The sequence below is a fragment of the Ferroplasma sp. genome (genome assembly GCF_031200575.1).
In the GTDB taxonomy this organism is placed as follows: domain Archaea; phylum Thermoplasmatota; class Thermoplasmata; order Thermoplasmatales; family Thermoplasmataceae; genus Ferroplasma.
In genome coordinates this window covers 1,043,027-1,057,113 of record NZ_CP133597.1, presented here as the reverse complement: position 1 = coordinate 1,057,113, position 14,087 = coordinate 1,043,027, and the positions used below count along the sequence as shown (strand labels likewise).

18 protein-coding genes and 1 pseudogene are annotated in these 14,087 nt (G+C 36.3%); 10 read left to right on the top strand and 9 right to left on the bottom strand.

Features of this window, described 5'->3' with window-relative positions; all coding sequences use genetic code 11:
* The first annotated feature begins 505 nt into the window (after positions 1-505).
* Positions 506-1,084 carry a hypothetical protein gene (locus RE471_RS05890; protein ID WP_309213880.1) on the top strand — a complete coding sequence of 193 codons (579 nt, stop codon included), beginning with the start codon at positions 506-508 and terminating at the stop codon, positions 1,082-1,084.
* A 6-nt stretch (positions 1,085-1,090) separates the two neighbouring features.
* Complete coding sequence (locus RE471_RS05885; RefSeq protein WP_309213879.1) at positions 1,091-1,927, top strand: hypothetical protein; 837 nt, start codon at positions 1,091-1,093, stop codon at positions 1,925-1,927.
* A 47-nt stretch (positions 1,928-1,974) separates the two neighbouring features.
* On the opposite strand, the gene RE471_RS05880 is transcribed toward RE471_RS05885, so the two are convergent.
* On the bottom strand, positions 1,975-2,322 hold the full coding sequence (locus tag RE471_RS05880) for a DsrE family protein (RefSeq protein ID WP_309213877.1): 348 nt from the start codon (positions 2,320-2,322) through the stop codon (positions 1,975-1,977).
* 124 nt (positions 2,323-2,446) lie between these two features.
* On the opposite strand from RE471_RS05880, the gene RE471_RS05875 reads away from it, so the two are divergent.
* Positions 2,447-3,592 (top strand): IS256 family transposase, encoded by a 1,146-nt coding sequence (locus tag RE471_RS05875; RefSeq protein ID WP_309213876.1) that lies wholly within the window; start codon positions 2,447-2,449, stop codon positions 3,590-3,592.
* 98 nt (positions 3,593-3,690) lie between these two features.
* Here the strand turns inward: RE471_RS05875 and RE471_RS05870 are convergent, their stop codons facing one another.
* Both RE471_RS05870 and RE471_RS05865 read right to left on the bottom strand, forming a co-directional pair.
* Complete coding sequence (locus tag RE471_RS05870; protein ID WP_309213875.1) at positions 3,691-4,041, bottom strand: hypothetical protein; 351 nt, start codon at positions 4,039-4,041, stop codon at positions 3,691-3,693.
* 1 nt (position 4,042) lies between these two features.
* Positions 4,043-5,263 (bottom strand): YeeE/YedE thiosulfate transporter family protein, encoded by a 1,221-nt coding sequence (locus RE471_RS05865; RefSeq protein WP_309213874.1) that lies wholly within the window; start codon positions 5,261-5,263, stop codon positions 4,043-4,045.
* 117 nt (positions 5,264-5,380) lie between these two features.
* On the opposite strand from RE471_RS05865, the gene RE471_RS05860 reads away from it, so the two are divergent.
* Complete coding sequence (locus tag RE471_RS05860) at positions 5,381-6,007, top strand: winged helix-turn-helix domain-containing protein (RefSeq protein ID WP_309213873.1); 627 nt, start codon at positions 5,381-5,383, stop codon at positions 6,005-6,007.
* A gap of 80 nt (positions 6,008-6,087) precedes the next feature.
* On the opposite strand, the gene RE471_RS05855 is transcribed toward RE471_RS05860, so the two are convergent.
* Both RE471_RS05855 and RE471_RS05850 read right to left on the bottom strand, forming a co-directional pair.
* On the bottom strand, positions 6,088-6,444 hold the full coding sequence (locus RE471_RS05855; protein WP_309213872.1) for a DsrE family protein: 357 nt from the start codon (positions 6,442-6,444) through the stop codon (positions 6,088-6,090).
* Positions 6,445-6,587: 143 nt separating this feature from the next.
* The gene (locus RE471_RS05850; protein ID WP_309213871.1) at positions 6,588-6,791 is read right to left on the bottom strand and encodes a hypothetical protein; all 204 of its coding nucleotides are present in this window, start codon (positions 6,789-6,791) and stop codon (positions 6,588-6,590) included.
* 156 nt (positions 6,792-6,947) lie between these two features.
* On the opposite strand from RE471_RS05850, the gene RE471_RS05845 reads away from it, so the two are divergent.
* Both RE471_RS05845 and RE471_RS05840 read left to right on the top strand, forming a co-directional pair.
* A complete protein-coding gene (locus RE471_RS05845; RefSeq protein ID WP_309213869.1) occupies positions 6,948-7,181 on the top strand; it encodes a hypothetical protein in 234 nt (77 codons plus the stop codon).
* On the top strand, positions 7,178-7,708 hold the full coding sequence (locus RE471_RS05840; RefSeq protein ID WP_309213868.1) for an FGGY-family carbohydrate kinase: 531 nt from the start codon (positions 7,178-7,180) through the stop codon (positions 7,706-7,708). The genes RE471_RS05845 and RE471_RS05840 overlap by 4 nt, the downstream gene beginning before the upstream one ends.
* A gap of 27 nt (positions 7,709-7,735) precedes the next feature.
* On the opposite strand, the pseudogene RE471_RS05835 reads toward RE471_RS05840, so the two are convergent.
* A pseudogene (locus RE471_RS05835) lies at positions 7,736-8,375 on the bottom strand (hypothetical protein).
* Positions 8,376-8,510: 135 nt separating this feature from the next.
* On the opposite strand from RE471_RS05835, the gene RE471_RS05830 reads away from it, so the two are divergent.
* Both RE471_RS05830 and RE471_RS05825 read left to right on the top strand, forming a co-directional pair.
* Positions 8,511-8,885, top strand: a complete 375-nt coding sequence (locus RE471_RS05830) for a HEPN domain-containing protein (protein ID WP_309213867.1) — start codon at positions 8,511-8,513, stop codon at positions 8,883-8,885.
* Positions 8,839-9,228, top strand: a complete 390-nt coding sequence (locus RE471_RS05825; RefSeq protein WP_309213866.1) for a nucleotidyltransferase domain-containing protein — start codon at positions 8,839-8,841, stop codon at positions 9,226-9,228. The genes RE471_RS05830 and RE471_RS05825 overlap by 47 nt, the downstream gene beginning before the upstream one ends.
* A gap of 998 nt (positions 9,229-10,226) precedes the next feature.
* Here RE471_RS05825 and RE471_RS05820 read toward each other — a convergent pair.
* Complete coding sequence (locus RE471_RS05820) at positions 10,227-10,637, bottom strand: transposase (RefSeq protein ID WP_309213865.1); 411 nt, start codon at positions 10,635-10,637, stop codon at positions 10,227-10,229.
* Positions 10,603-10,740 carry a hypothetical protein gene (locus RE471_RS05815; RefSeq protein ID WP_309213864.1) on the bottom strand — a complete coding sequence of 46 codons (138 nt, stop codon included), beginning with the start codon at positions 10,738-10,740 and terminating at the stop codon, positions 10,603-10,605. The genes RE471_RS05820 and RE471_RS05815 overlap by 35 nt, the downstream gene beginning before the upstream one ends.
* Before the next feature lie 198 nt (positions 10,741-10,938).
* On the opposite strand from RE471_RS05815, the gene RE471_RS05810 reads away from it, so the two are divergent.
* The gene (locus RE471_RS05810) at positions 10,939-11,973 is read left to right on the top strand and encodes an alcohol dehydrogenase catalytic domain-containing protein (protein ID WP_309213863.1); all 1,035 of its coding nucleotides are present in this window, start codon (positions 10,939-10,941) and stop codon (positions 11,971-11,973) included.
* A 14-nt stretch (positions 11,974-11,987) separates the two neighbouring features.
* Positions 11,988-12,764 (top strand): hypothetical protein, encoded by a 777-nt coding sequence (locus RE471_RS05805; RefSeq protein ID WP_309213862.1) that lies wholly within the window; start codon positions 11,988-11,990, stop codon positions 12,762-12,764.
* A 70-nt stretch (positions 12,765-12,834) separates the two neighbouring features.
* On the opposite strand, the gene RE471_RS05800 is transcribed toward RE471_RS05805, so the two are convergent.
* Positions 12,835-13,962 (bottom strand): glycoside hydrolase family 88 protein, encoded by a 1,128-nt coding sequence (locus RE471_RS05800; RefSeq protein WP_309213861.1) that lies wholly within the window; start codon positions 13,960-13,962, stop codon positions 12,835-12,837.
* Positions 13,963-14,087: the final 125 nt, after the last annotated feature.

The following is a 14,087-nucleotide window of genomic DNA, read 5'->3' as shown; positions in this document are numbered from 1 at the left end:
ATTTCTGTCTATAACTTTAATCCATGGATAATTTGATGCTTCATTCTGTACCAGGACAAGCATTTTCTGACGTTCTAATATTATTTGAGTTGTATGTAACAGTATCTCCACATTTGTGGATATATAGTAACACGATCGCGTACCATATTATGTGTAAATATAAATCCCTCTTGTTAATGCAGGCTCTTCGCATGTGTCAGTCAGAGTTAAAATTTTGAGAATTAATTCTAAGTTATGAGAAACAAACAATACCGGGATGAAAAATATTAGGGTAGTTAAAAGGTTTTCTCTTCCTATATCAAGTGCATATTTCCTTCTAGGGTATAGAAATCTAATCAATTTTATTAATGAAACCCAGATCCATTTTTTATTAGATTTATATCAAATTATATCGTATTTAATCCTATCAATGGCATATATATAATATTTTATATAAATAGTTTATTTGATAAATAATTCATTTATTATGTTACCGAAATATATATATAAATGTATTAATATCAATATGAAGAAAAGAGTAATAGTGAGTATTGTTATGTCAGCAATATTTATAGGGTTAATACTAATGAATCCCTTAACTGTAGCAACATCACAAATAAATCCGGAAAATATAGAACCACAAACGTGCACTGTTTATAATGATTTGGTAATTCATTCTAAAAACGTTTCTTCAAATTGGTTTTCTACCCTAAATTCCTACGATGCAGCCAACTTTAGTATTAATACCATCTACTGCTACGAATGTCATGATGTTTCTCATTCTAATCAATATAATGTAAAGGGGAAAGTAACAGAAAACACGGGCGGATGCACCATCATAACCGAACAATTTCAGTTTACCAATAGTGCCAGTAATTCTACAGGTTCCTTTAAGGAGTATAATGGTTATGTTGTTATAAAAAACATAGGTTATTCCTTGACCGGCTCATACACAAACAATTATGTGGAAGTAAGCGTTAATGCAGAGGTGTTCACCAATGGTGATATATTTATGCAGTATTCTATTGCTTATAACAAAACCCCCTCTGAGGAATATACGGCATTAATAGATATTACCGGCGTTATGAAAAATATTTGTGAGTAGGCTTAAATGAATTATAAGAAATTAATTACGATAGTGATCTCGATTCTAGTCATTATAACAGTCGTTATACCTGGAGTAATTATACTAGATGTTCATAGTGATACCCAAAATGACATATATTCCCCTGCTAAAACTGGTGCATCATCGGAATACAGATTCACATCGAGTTTATATTATAAGAGCTTTCAGAACAACAATTCTAGATATTATAATGAAACACTGAAAAATGGAGATACCTATATTAGGGGCGATTTATTTGTAAATGTTTCGGCACAGGGCGCCAATATAACCAGTATTGTTTTCAATGAGTCTGGAAAAGTTATAAAATCCCTATCCAGACTATATCCCATAAATTCAACTATATTCACATCACTTTTTCCAGAGGGAAATTCACTGCACCGTGGAGAACAATTGCCATTCGGTAATAATATTGTAAATATAGAGAATATGACTACAATCTGTCCTCCTTCCAGTTATAAACTAAACGATGGGCAACATTCTATATACTACATACCTTATAATGGAGTTGTTTCCAATGTACGGGATGTTTATCAGCACTACAATTATAGCCTGTTTTACTTTTCAACCTATCTTCAGTCAGATAGGTATGCAATGATTAAAAGTATATCAATTCCAGGGAATTCCAGTGTGGCTGCAATGATAATGGGTAATATCGGAATTAAAACATCTTATTTTGTAATGTCGCTTATAGCAACCAATGTTAAAATTACGGATATTAACTATTCAAGATATGTTGAAAATTATATACCGGTGTTAGCTGTTATATGGGTAATTGGAATTGGATATCTGGTTTCAAAACGAAAAAGGAGGGCTAGAACGTAATGTCCGGAATACTGTTTAATGATGTTCCCAAAAAATTATTAAAAATTTTAAAAAGTAACCACGGAAAATCCGGCATCTACTTCCTTGGCAGTCTGTACACCGCCCATAACCGGTTCAATTCCGTCCAGCAACTGGCTTTCCATAAGGCCTATACCTTTAGCGGATACCTTGCAGTAAGTTACTTCTATGCCAGCTGCTTTCATCTGACTGACTAAATCTGCAACGGGCTTTATTCCGTTTGAATCTTTTAACAGATTTTCAACGCCCCTTCCCAGAAACATGAAATTAACGGTTGCCCCTGCATTCTTAACAGTGCTGGTTGCAAAATTAGCTGCCACATTAACCATATTCAAATCATCTTTTCCTTTAGTCAGAATTACAAATATTTTTGCCATTTTACATCACTATCTTTTATTGTAAATTGATATATATCAATTTTCATTATCAAATCTCGATAATGTAATTATCTTGCTGTAAATTTAAAATGACTCTTTGCAATATCATAATGAGGTAAACAAAATGACAAATGCAAAGAGTCAATTAATAAGTATACAGGAATTAATAAAGCTTTTCATAAATGATAGAAAAGAGGGAAAGAAGGAATTGATTACATGGTTTTTAAACAATGTAATGGATCAGGAGGCCATTGAACAGCTGAATGCTGATAAATATGAAAGGAACAATAAAAGGACAGGATACAGGAATGGAACCAAGAAGAGGAAATTAAAGACTGTGGATGGTGAGCTGATCCTGGATAAGCCTGATATAAGGTCAGGTTCATTCACAACCACTGTATTTGACAAGTATTCAACTGTAGAAAAGGCTTTAGACTCTGTAATAGTTGAGTCATATATTAACGGGGTATCAACCAGGTCAGTAAACAATATAATAAATAATCTAGGAGTAAATGTATCTCCTGAGTATGTATCATCCTTGAATAAGGACCTTGATGCCAAGGTTAAAGAGTTCTTAGAAACAAGGATAGAGGAACAGATAAGATACCTGTACATAGATGCAACATACTTTAAAGTCAGGGAAAATAGTAAATACAGGTCAATGGCATTATACACATCAATAGGTGTAAACAGCAATGGAATAAGGCAGCTCCTATCAATGGACATATACAATTCAGAGGATGAGATGGACTGGAATAACTTCTTCTTCAAGCTTCAGGAAAGGGGATTAACAGGAGTACAATTGGTAATATCAGATGGCCATGCAGGAATAAGGAAGGCAGTAACAGAATCATTCCCCGGTTCACTGTGGCAGTACTGCCATTTCCATTTCCTTAAGAATTTAAGAAAGACCATGGGAAAGGAACAGTGGAAGGATATATCAAAGATAGTGTCAGAGGCTCTAATGGATGAATCACTGTTCAAGATAGCAATAGACAGGATGGAGGAAATGAAGCTTGACAAGTCCATTGACATGTTCTATAAATGGTATGATTCATTATATTCATACATATCATTCCCTGGAGAACATAGCAGGAAGCTGCATACTAACAATGTGACAGAGAGATTCAATAAGGAGTTGAAGAGAAGGACAAGGAAGATAGGTGCATTTCCCAATAGTGATTCATTGATGAGATTGGTTGTTTCAATAGCAATGGACATCAATGAAGAATGGCTGTTAAGGAAATACATAAATATGGAGGTAGATTAAGGATAATGGTAAAGGGTCATTTGAATTTACAGTAACCATATTACATTATCCAAATCTCTAACAATTGTTTAATTATAATATATATAAAAAATAATTTATTATTTCTTTGCCCTGTCTTTTTTCATTTTCTTATAATGCCTTCTGAACTCTTCCGGCTTATATGAAAAATTATTATACTTAGATCTGTACCATACTGCTGTCATCAGGATGGTCACTATGGCAAAAAATCCGGTGATCGCCACATCGTTGGGATCAGGATCATATCCATTATATGTGCCTTCAGTCAGGGCCGCAGCAAGTATCATTATGCCGGTCATGATTATTATAAAAATTCTTATGCCGGTTTCATTCTTTTGCTTCGGTTCTTCAGATCTTTCAAGCTCTACTGCTTTTTCTACTTCATCGTATGCTTTGTCATATGTTTTATCGTATACTTTTTTATCTTCCATTTTACTCACTCCTTTTAGTTTTATAGATGAGGTGTACGGCGATTAACAGGAATATGATCACTATTACGAAAAATTCCAGACTGCTTACTGCCATCTGCAAATCTCCACTCAATATATGCCCGGAAGCGCATCCATCGGCCATTCTTGCACCCAGTAACATCATAAATGAACCACCGAATGCCCCTCCTGCTCTTTTAATTTCACTATTGCCGAATCTGGATACCCATGAGGGGGGCAATACCTTGTTGAATGCCTGAAATCTCCTTGTTACAAACACGGAGAATAGGAAGGCACCGAATAGTGTTCCGATATCACTGAATGGTTCCCAGCCTATTGTTGTAACCACTATTTCACTGTATTTCCAGTATGAAGCCGGTAGCCAGAGTTCGGCTGCTATCCATGAAAATGTTGTTGATTCTCCCAGTATCTGATGTAAGAACATTTCAAGCACAACAGTAAATCCTATAATTATACCCACGGTTAACATTACTTTTCCAAATAAATCAGATGATACAGTGTAATGATAATTAAACTGTTCAGCAGTAGTTCCATTACCCATTGGCATGGATGAGCCTTCCTGCAATACCTCTGCTGACTCTATATTCTGTTCCTCTTCTGCCGTTGTAGGTTTATAGTTTTTATGGGATGACTGATAGAAACAGCTTTTACCACCCTTATACCTGGGAAGCATATATGCTATTCCGAACATCAGAATCGCCCATATAAAAGCTATTCCGAATCCCACATAGAGATCTGTATCTACCTTTCCACCGAAATATATTTCGCCGAAATTATCGTAGGTTACTAACCAGTGACCGAAAGGTGTTTGATAAATTAAAGTCCATGATGCTGCACCGAGCAACCCACCGAAAACAGCATAGACAGCATCTCTCCTACCTTCACCCAGAGCCATCCATATTGTTCCAGGGACATACCCTGAAATTGCTATTCCTGTTCCGAAGATAGCCGCACCCAAGGCAACTCCCCATACATAATCTGGCTTAACTCCCCAGTGGAATGATACACCCAGTGCTGCCAGTCCATATAAAGCCAGCGCACCTGCTCCTATAGCAATTGCTATACAACCTATAAATAACCTGTCCTGAAATTTTCCGAGCCTTATCAATATTTCTGGATTTGAAATACCCCAGGCTTCTGCAAGGCCACCTACTATCATTCCAATAAACAGGCCTATCCATTCCCATGCTGTTACTGCTATCATTTTACTCTGAAGTTAATAGTGATGATTTATATTTAAATATAATTATTATAATATCAATATATCATTATTTATGGAATCGTTGCGCAAAATTTATAAATTTACGTAACATGAATATAAATGATAGAAGAGTATGGTATTGCAATTCTGGACCAGGAAGGCGATTACATAGTAAAGCCATTCTTTTCCGATATTCCAAAAGTCTCAAAACTGATTATAATATGTGATGCCAAGACAGAATATGGAAATGCAAAACAGAGAATAATTGATTTTCTTAAACTGAAGAATATAAAGCCTGAATTCATTGAAATAAAGGATGTGGGAAATTTTTTCCAGATTTTCCTTGTTTTGCAGAAAATATGCAAGTCTAAAAACGATCCGACGTGGGTTAATATATCCTGTGGTTCTGGAATTGGAGTATCTGCATTAACCATACATGCATATAACCAGGATATACTCATGGTAGTTTATGACAAGTATCTGAACTCAACCGTCGTAATAAACGTAAAAAAATTGAAAAAAATAGATATATACAATAAGAGATACATTCGGCTTATGAGAGAAATATCGGCTAAACCGCAAAGTATAGAACAATTATCAGTTTCATTGAATATTACAAAATCAGCAGTTTCAAGGCGTTTAAAAAATCTTCTGGCACTGGGCATAATAACTAGAAGTGGAGCAGGTAGCAGGAATTATCCCTATGAACACTCATTGAACGAATTCGGGAGACTTTTACTCGGTTGAGTTTGAAACAGTAACATCCTACCCTAGCTATCGCAATAGACTGCCCGCTTAAAAATTAAATATTATTTTATAAAGTCGTTTTAAAATGTAAGTATAGTGTGCCCTGCCTTATTTGCATCTGCAATGACCTTCCCCCCTGGTATTTTATCGCAGTCATAGTATAGCAAATCGCTTTCAGTTATATGATAATATTCCATTGCAACGGGGCATGCCATTATTTTTATTTTTGCCTTTTTAAGTTCTTCAATTTTAGTGCTGATAATCAATGAACGCGGGTCGTATTTGTTTAATGTCTCTATTGAACTGCCTATAAATAATAGAGTAACGCTTGTTGCACCCATTTTTTCAGCCAGCCCTGTAGCGACAATTGTTGCTTCGTCCACTCTCGTGCTATCATTCCCGCTTATTAGTGTAATTAAATAGTCTTCGCTTCCCATATTTATACTATTCTAATGACCTATAAGTATTTATCTTAGATACTGATTTTAAAGTAATTACTGTATTAATAGATTCTGATCTATCATTATAATTATGGTTAAAAATAAACTGATAGCTGGTGTAGATGTCGGTTCATTCTCAATTAAGTGGGAAGCATATAATCTGGAGAGTATGGAACTGTCAAAATCCTGGATATGCTTGATACGATGGGTGTATTATATGTAAATATGTCTACAATGGCGCCGATACTCATTTGCATGAATTCAGAAAAAATTGCCTTGACCGGAATTCCGTAAAACTCCTTACTGGGAGTAGAATTCCTTTCAGATTTGGATAAAGATGTCATCTGTAATATAATTCTGAATATACCTAATTTGCAGTTTTTTATTAGAAAATTAAATGGATTAAAAAAAATGCTGCAAATATTTTCTCGGCAACAAGATGGATAGTAGAACTCAACGGTTTTTTATTTACAAAGCTAAAAAATTCACCACATCAACCGGTGCAGGATATCAATACTGCACTTGAATGGGGATTGTTGAACTCAAAGACCATGGAATGGGAACTTCAGACCGTACAGGAACTGGAAATAGAAACCAGACTTCCTGAGCTGGTCCAACCCGAATATTCCTGTGAATACCGGAATATGGCTGTAAGTATAGGTACAGTAGATACAATAGTTTCAGCCATGGGGTCTATCAGCCTCGATCCCAATAAATTCTTTATAACCAATTGATCACACTCTGCGCTGGATATGTCTCCAGAACACCTATAAGAAGTAGCACACCATATAATGATCTTTATTTCGAAGGAAGATATCTGATAAATGGATGCAATTCTCAGTATTCAACGATTCTTGAATGGGCTGAAAGAAATTACAAGAGAAGAATAGATGTGAACCGTATTGATATGAATCCAAGAGCAATTACATTTCTTCCATATCTGGAAGGGGAGAGATGTCCAATTTTTAACACAGAGATCAGGGCAGGCTTTTATGGCATTGACAAATGGTCAACAAATGATTATATGATCGCTGCAATTTTACATAGCATGGCATATTTAAGTGTTGATATGATAGAAAATATAATGAAATCAAATCAGGAAGCACACCACTTCAATGGTATAATTGCAGGTGGAGGAATGTCTAAAGTAAATATAGGTTCAATTGTTGTTGCACTAACAAACCTGAGATATGAAATAACCGGGATAGAGCCTACTACACTGGGAGCATGTTTAATTGCTATGAAGGGCAATAGTCTATGATATCCTGTAATTAGTTCCCATATATATCTATTGTTCCTTAACATTTAACTTACCTCCCTTTTCTTCATATGCCATGGCAGGTGTTACAACCCGCCTTCCATCTATGGATAATGACATATGCCTTCTCCTATAATTATAGTAATATATTACCTCCTCCTATGTGGAGAAGTATGGCTTCAATGGCACTCCAAATCCCACTATGAACCTTGAAGCATCATCCTCTATGATGATTAACTTCTCTTTATCACTGTAATTAGACCAGTCAATATGCCACAGTGTATTGCTGTGCTTCCTCTCATGCTTTACATACTTCCTCTGCTTTTTCTCCTTCATGCTCTGGTCTACCATATTATATTTCAACAATACCCTGTATATAATATTGGGATACTTTAACTCCTGATTCCATAAGGTAGTTATCTATTGCCATAGGCCCTGACAGTGGATGGGTATTTCTTATACCTATTATGAGTTCCTCAGTATATTCATCTATTAACTTTATCTTCCTTCCATGACTGTATAACTCTGTTTTACCGTAGTTGATGTAATTGTAATAGATCTTATTGATATATCCTGTACTTACCCTGTATATTGCTGCTAATTCAGCAGATGATACTCCTTTCTTTTTCTGATTTATTATGTATTTTAATTTCTTATTGTTTAACTTCACCCTGGGTTGAGCATTTCTATCTATATTTAAGTGGTCTTCAAATAGGAACTCAATTCGTGATAACATAAACTCGTTCCTACATAGAAATCATTATTAACACATTAATCATAGTTCTATAAAATGCCGTCGAGACCATTGGACTGGTTAAATCAATCTAAGAGAGATCTGGAAGAAGCAGAAGATTCTATGGGACACGGAAAATATGAATGGGCTTGCTTCGCCGCCCAGCAAAGTGCGGAAAAGGCTGTCAAGGGTCTTTATAATGCCTTAAATAAGGAAATATGGAGCCATTCCATCTCTAGAATGCTATCTCAACTTCCTGAATTTAAAGTAGATAAACAGATAATAGAAAGGTCAAAAGAACTTGATAGAGTGTATACGGGTTCGAGATACCCTGATTATTATACTGAAGGTTCCCCTTATGAATATTATTCAATTGAAGATGCCCGCAGGTGTATAAATTATGCAAAGGAAATATTTGAATTCTGCTCCAAAAATATACGAACTTGATTATAAATTAATAATCAAGAAACTCGAGGAATATGGAAATCGTTGCACGAACAAAGGTGCAGTGTTGGCCATACTAATTGGATCCCTGGCCAAGGGAAATTATTCACCATTTTCGGATGCCGATGTCATAATAATAACTGAGGGGAAAAAAAATGTTATTGACTTTATGGAGCCCAGTTTCCCCGTTGATGTGGAACCTAGAGTGTATACTTTAGATGAAGTATATGCTTTAAGTATCGAAAAGAAAAAAATAATCCTGGAAATAATTCAAAATGGCATAATCCTATCCGGAAAACAGTCCATAATGGAAAATATTAGGAAATTGTATTATAGTAATTCCTGAGTAAACGAACAGTAGGCTCCGAAGAAAGTACATATTGTTTAATTTTCTAATACATTTCTGTGCTTAAACTTCCCAAAAAATAATATCCCTAGTATCTTAATGTCTTAAGGTTGGGAGAAGATCTGCATGTAAGGCATAACAAGACTTTCGATAAAATTATCCTGAGTATAGTCGTCTGTAATTACTGGTTAACGCCAGTTTTAGCTGATTGACCAAAAACAAGTGCCTAATCTGATTCGTCCTGATTTTCAGCATTTCCCTCGCATTCTCACCAGGGAACAGTCCTTCCGTTCTATAACGATAATTTACGTTTCGTCATAGAATTAATGAATTCAGATGAAGATAGAGCTGTACTATTAACACGTACACTCCTGTAATATATATGAAACATTTGAAAATGCTCTTCGGTATTCTACCGGTTGGTATATATGTATAAATTGTCTCTGGAAAGTAGATTGGATTTCCTGAATTATATTCAGATATTGCATAACCCTTCCTGCTGCAATATAAGGCATGCAGGAACTTTATACTGATTTGAGGGCTTATTTCCAGAGCCCCATTATATCTTACAGCATGGCCAATCCCCAAAAATGAATGTCAATGATTATAGTCCTTAGATAATTTCTGTATAGACAGTAACATAGAATAGGAAATTCAGGGAATCACTTTGCTAATTTATACATGTGAAAATGCACCCCATTGTATATTTTAATTTTTAGATAAATAAAAGTCAGTTGCGTAATTAGTTCCCACCTTAGTTTACTGTACTCATTGTAGAAATTTCCATCTTAAGCCATAATTATTGTTAACCTTCCATGTTCTTTCACTAAATTTTTTAATGAATCCTGTAATCTTTGCCCTTTAGGAGGAGACTCTAGAAAGTGTTGATGCATTCCTCCCTGGGGGTATTGCAGCCCTGCCCTCTAATTCATTGTAAATTAATTTAGAATCATATCTCTTGTCACCGTATAATCTTCTTATTTTATTCTTAACTCTCCTTATGATTTTATTCCCTCCTTAGCATCATTTGCATGTTCATCTGTAATGGAGTAATCTATTATCTCAAAATTATTAATGTCTATAGCAGCATGCAGCTTAATCCATCCCCTTCTTATCTTATGCCATTTATTGCCTGGGTAGTCTCCCCTTAATGTTACCTTGAATCCTGAGGAGTCTATTGCTGCCAATGCACCATTATTATCACTCCCTATTTCCGGAATTATTTTTCTTATCCTCCTGTATATTGATGTAAATGATATTTCAGGGAATCTGAATATTCTTGATAAGTTATGGAGTTCTGACTCCAGCTGCCTGAATGGCATTCCCCTTAACTCCCTTAAACTATCTAGGTACATTATTACTATTCCCGGCACCTTAAATGGCCCCCCTCCTGTTGTAATTGTTTTCATCTAATAGTTCCCTCCGTCTATTTAATGGGCTATTATCCATAAAATCATTCATGGCAGTTACATACCTTTCTGAATAACCCTTCCTGTAGCTTGTATTATCCATATCTTCTTATATCCCTGTTTGATCCAAAAGTGACTGGTTTTGGTGTCATAAAAAACAAATCAATTCCGTATTTAACCGTACAGGGGATTTACATTAAATCAAAATTTATGGTAAAATGAATTGTGCAACTGACCTGATCATCTAATATGCAACATATCCATATAAAAATTAAAATATAGCCGTATACATGTTATATTCATGGAATTCTATGCAATGGTGCTATCAGACTTCAATAAACCATTAATCAGGGATAAAATTCATCTTGATAACCCACAGGGCAATGAGGTTATAATAAAAATACTCGCTGCAGGAATGTGTGGCACTGATCTGGGCATTTCAAGGGGTATAGAGTTAAAACCAGGATTTCAGCTCCCCATGATACTTGGACACGAGAATGTGGGGGAGATAGTTAGTATCGGGGATTCGGTTCAGGATTATAATATCGGTGATAGGGTTGCTGTATATCCAGCATGGGGATGTGGCAAATGTAGATGGTGCCGCGGAGGGTTCCCAAATTTGTGCCCTTACCAAACAACTCCCGGACAGACTGGATACAACGGTGGCTATGCTGAGTATATGCTTGTTCCTGATTACAGATGGCTATATGGAATAGGGTCTCTTGATCCTATCCATGTTGCTCCACTGGTGGATGCAGGAACCACATCACTTGGTGCAGTAAAAAAGATAGTTTCCTCTGTATCTCCAGTATCAACTATTATAATCAATGGTATTGGGGGCCTGGCCACTTATACGGTTCAAATAATGAAAACAGTTATGCCAACAGTAAATGTCATAGCTGTATCTAGGAAAGATGAGCATCTTGAATTTGCCAAAAAATTGGGTGCTGACATAGTTGTAAAGCCATCCCAGCTGAAGGAAACCGTAGGCATGGTTACAGATGGAGAGGGAGCACAGGGGGCGATCGATCTTGTTTCCAGCAGTGATACTGTCCAGATGCTGAACAGTGTACTAAGTGTAAATGGAAAACTTGTCCTCGTTGGTGCATACGGAAAAACCAGCAATATAGATGTTTTCACAACAATGGTATACCAGCATTCCATAAGCGGTAGCAATTACGGGACCTATCAGGATATGATAGATGTGATTAAGATGTATTCAATGAAACGGATAAAAAGTTATGTTGTGGAAAGAAAACTTGAAGATGCAAACGTCGGTCTTGAAGCCATAAGCTCTGGTACCGTCCTGGGAAGGCAGGTAATAGTGCCAGATTGATAATGGTGATATAAATGGTTGAAAAATGGAGTATAAGGCTGGTAAGGTCAGGTGAGCATACAGTGCCTTCACCCCTTGCCTATTTTATGAAGGATTTTGACAGATACGAAAGGCTGGTATTTCATATGGCTTTAATCAGGTCAGGCAATAAAAAAATTATACTCAACACCGGTATGCCGGTTGATATGAAACCCCTGATGCAGCACTGGTATAATACGGACCCCGGAATTAAGGCTGAAAAAGCATCTGAGTTCAATGACCCAACTTATCTTTCACAGTTGGGATTTGCACCTCAGTCAGTGAGCAGTGTGATCCTGTCACCCTTAGTATCCTATGCAACTGGAAATCTCGATTTATATACTAATGCCAAAATTTTCTTTTCCAAAACAGGATGGGTGCAGTTAATGAACAAGAATCCAGTGGAACAGATGCCTGAACGGGAAATTAACTTTCCTGATAAAATAATGAGCCATCTTGTAACTGACTGGTGGGACCGGGTATATCTACTGGAGGACCATGATGTTATAGAGAATGGCATAGAAGTTATCCGTACTGGCGGACACCATTTCAGCTCATTGCTAATAATAGTTAACACAGAAATTGGCAGGGTTGGACTCACGGATTCATTCTTTACATACAGGAATCTGCAGGAACATATACCCATAGGCGTTGGTGTTAGCCTTGAAGAGTCCATAAGTTCTATGAAAATAGCAGAAAGAAACTGTGACATTATTGTCCCCATGCTGGAATCAACACTGATGGAAAAATACCGGAATGGCATTATTGTATAATGCTGTTCCTGAAATACAGCACTCAGCAATGCTTTTATAATTGTAGGCATATCCTTATTTCCTTTATATGTTAAATAATTTTATTTCTTCTCTGGATATATTCATTCAGATTTATCAGGAAATCGAGGATATAGTAATCTGCAAAAACCATGTCAGAGTCTATTGCAAACCTGTGGGGATAATCAAAACATACATGGTGGGTTATAAAGCTGCTGGGAGTGACATCAATAATTGAAAGTATGGTATCTAGTATGGAATTCAGTGTACCATCATCATCCAGTCCAAGTTCCAGCATAGTTATATATGATTTGGCAAGAATAGCCAGTGAAGAAGCATCAACAGGGGTTCCAGGTTCTTCTGGTGCCTGAAGGTCATATAAGGGTAGAAGACTAGTTAGCCTGCAACGACCGATATAAAATTTCAGCGCCTTCCTGTAAATTTCGATGTATTTTTTGTTTTCAGTATATTTATATCCATAGGCAAGAGCCAGAAGAAACCATGCCTGTCCACGGGACCAGGTTGTGTTATTACTGTAACCAAGATTATTCCATTTTGTCAGAATATTTCCAGAATCAGGATCGAATTTAACCATATGTATTACAGAAAAATTACCTCTCATGAATATTTTTATAGTGCTGTCCAGATTGCTTATGGCCGTCTCCAGATAATCCTGCCTTCCTGTATGATCGTATGCCCAGTACAGAAGTATATTTGCTATGATGGAACCGTCAACCGCAGCAATGTTATCACCCTGTATATCAGTTCCCAGAACCTGGCATTCACTTCCCAGTGGAATCAGCTTAGCCACTGGGTTGAACATGGAAATGAGGGTATCGGCTGCCGACAGTGCGGTATTAAGATCGTATTCTGAGCCGAACATGTCATACATTCGTGCAAATGAGTAATAGAAAATAAAACCCAGGAATATATCCCTGTCCTTCGACCTGCAACTTATTCTGTCCTTCAAGGACTTAATGTTGTTTATTATGCCGGTTTCTGGGGAAATTATATATGAATTTAACTGCAGTGAAATCCAATGGCCACCACTCCAGTTGCATGTATCAGTGCAGACAAGTCTACCAGAGAACTCATCCCTGTAATAGGGAAACCTATTTATGCATTCTTCAGAAATTTTATTAACCTTTTCCGCTATTGTTTCCATGGTACTGTAAATATGCCTCGGGTCCTTGTAGTCCATAATTTATCAGCTCATAACCATATAAAGATATTGTTATCAACATGTGACATATACAACCTATCAACCTCAAGAATTTTATACCTGAACCTGAATTATTTATGGATATAAAATGTCAAAAATTGTGG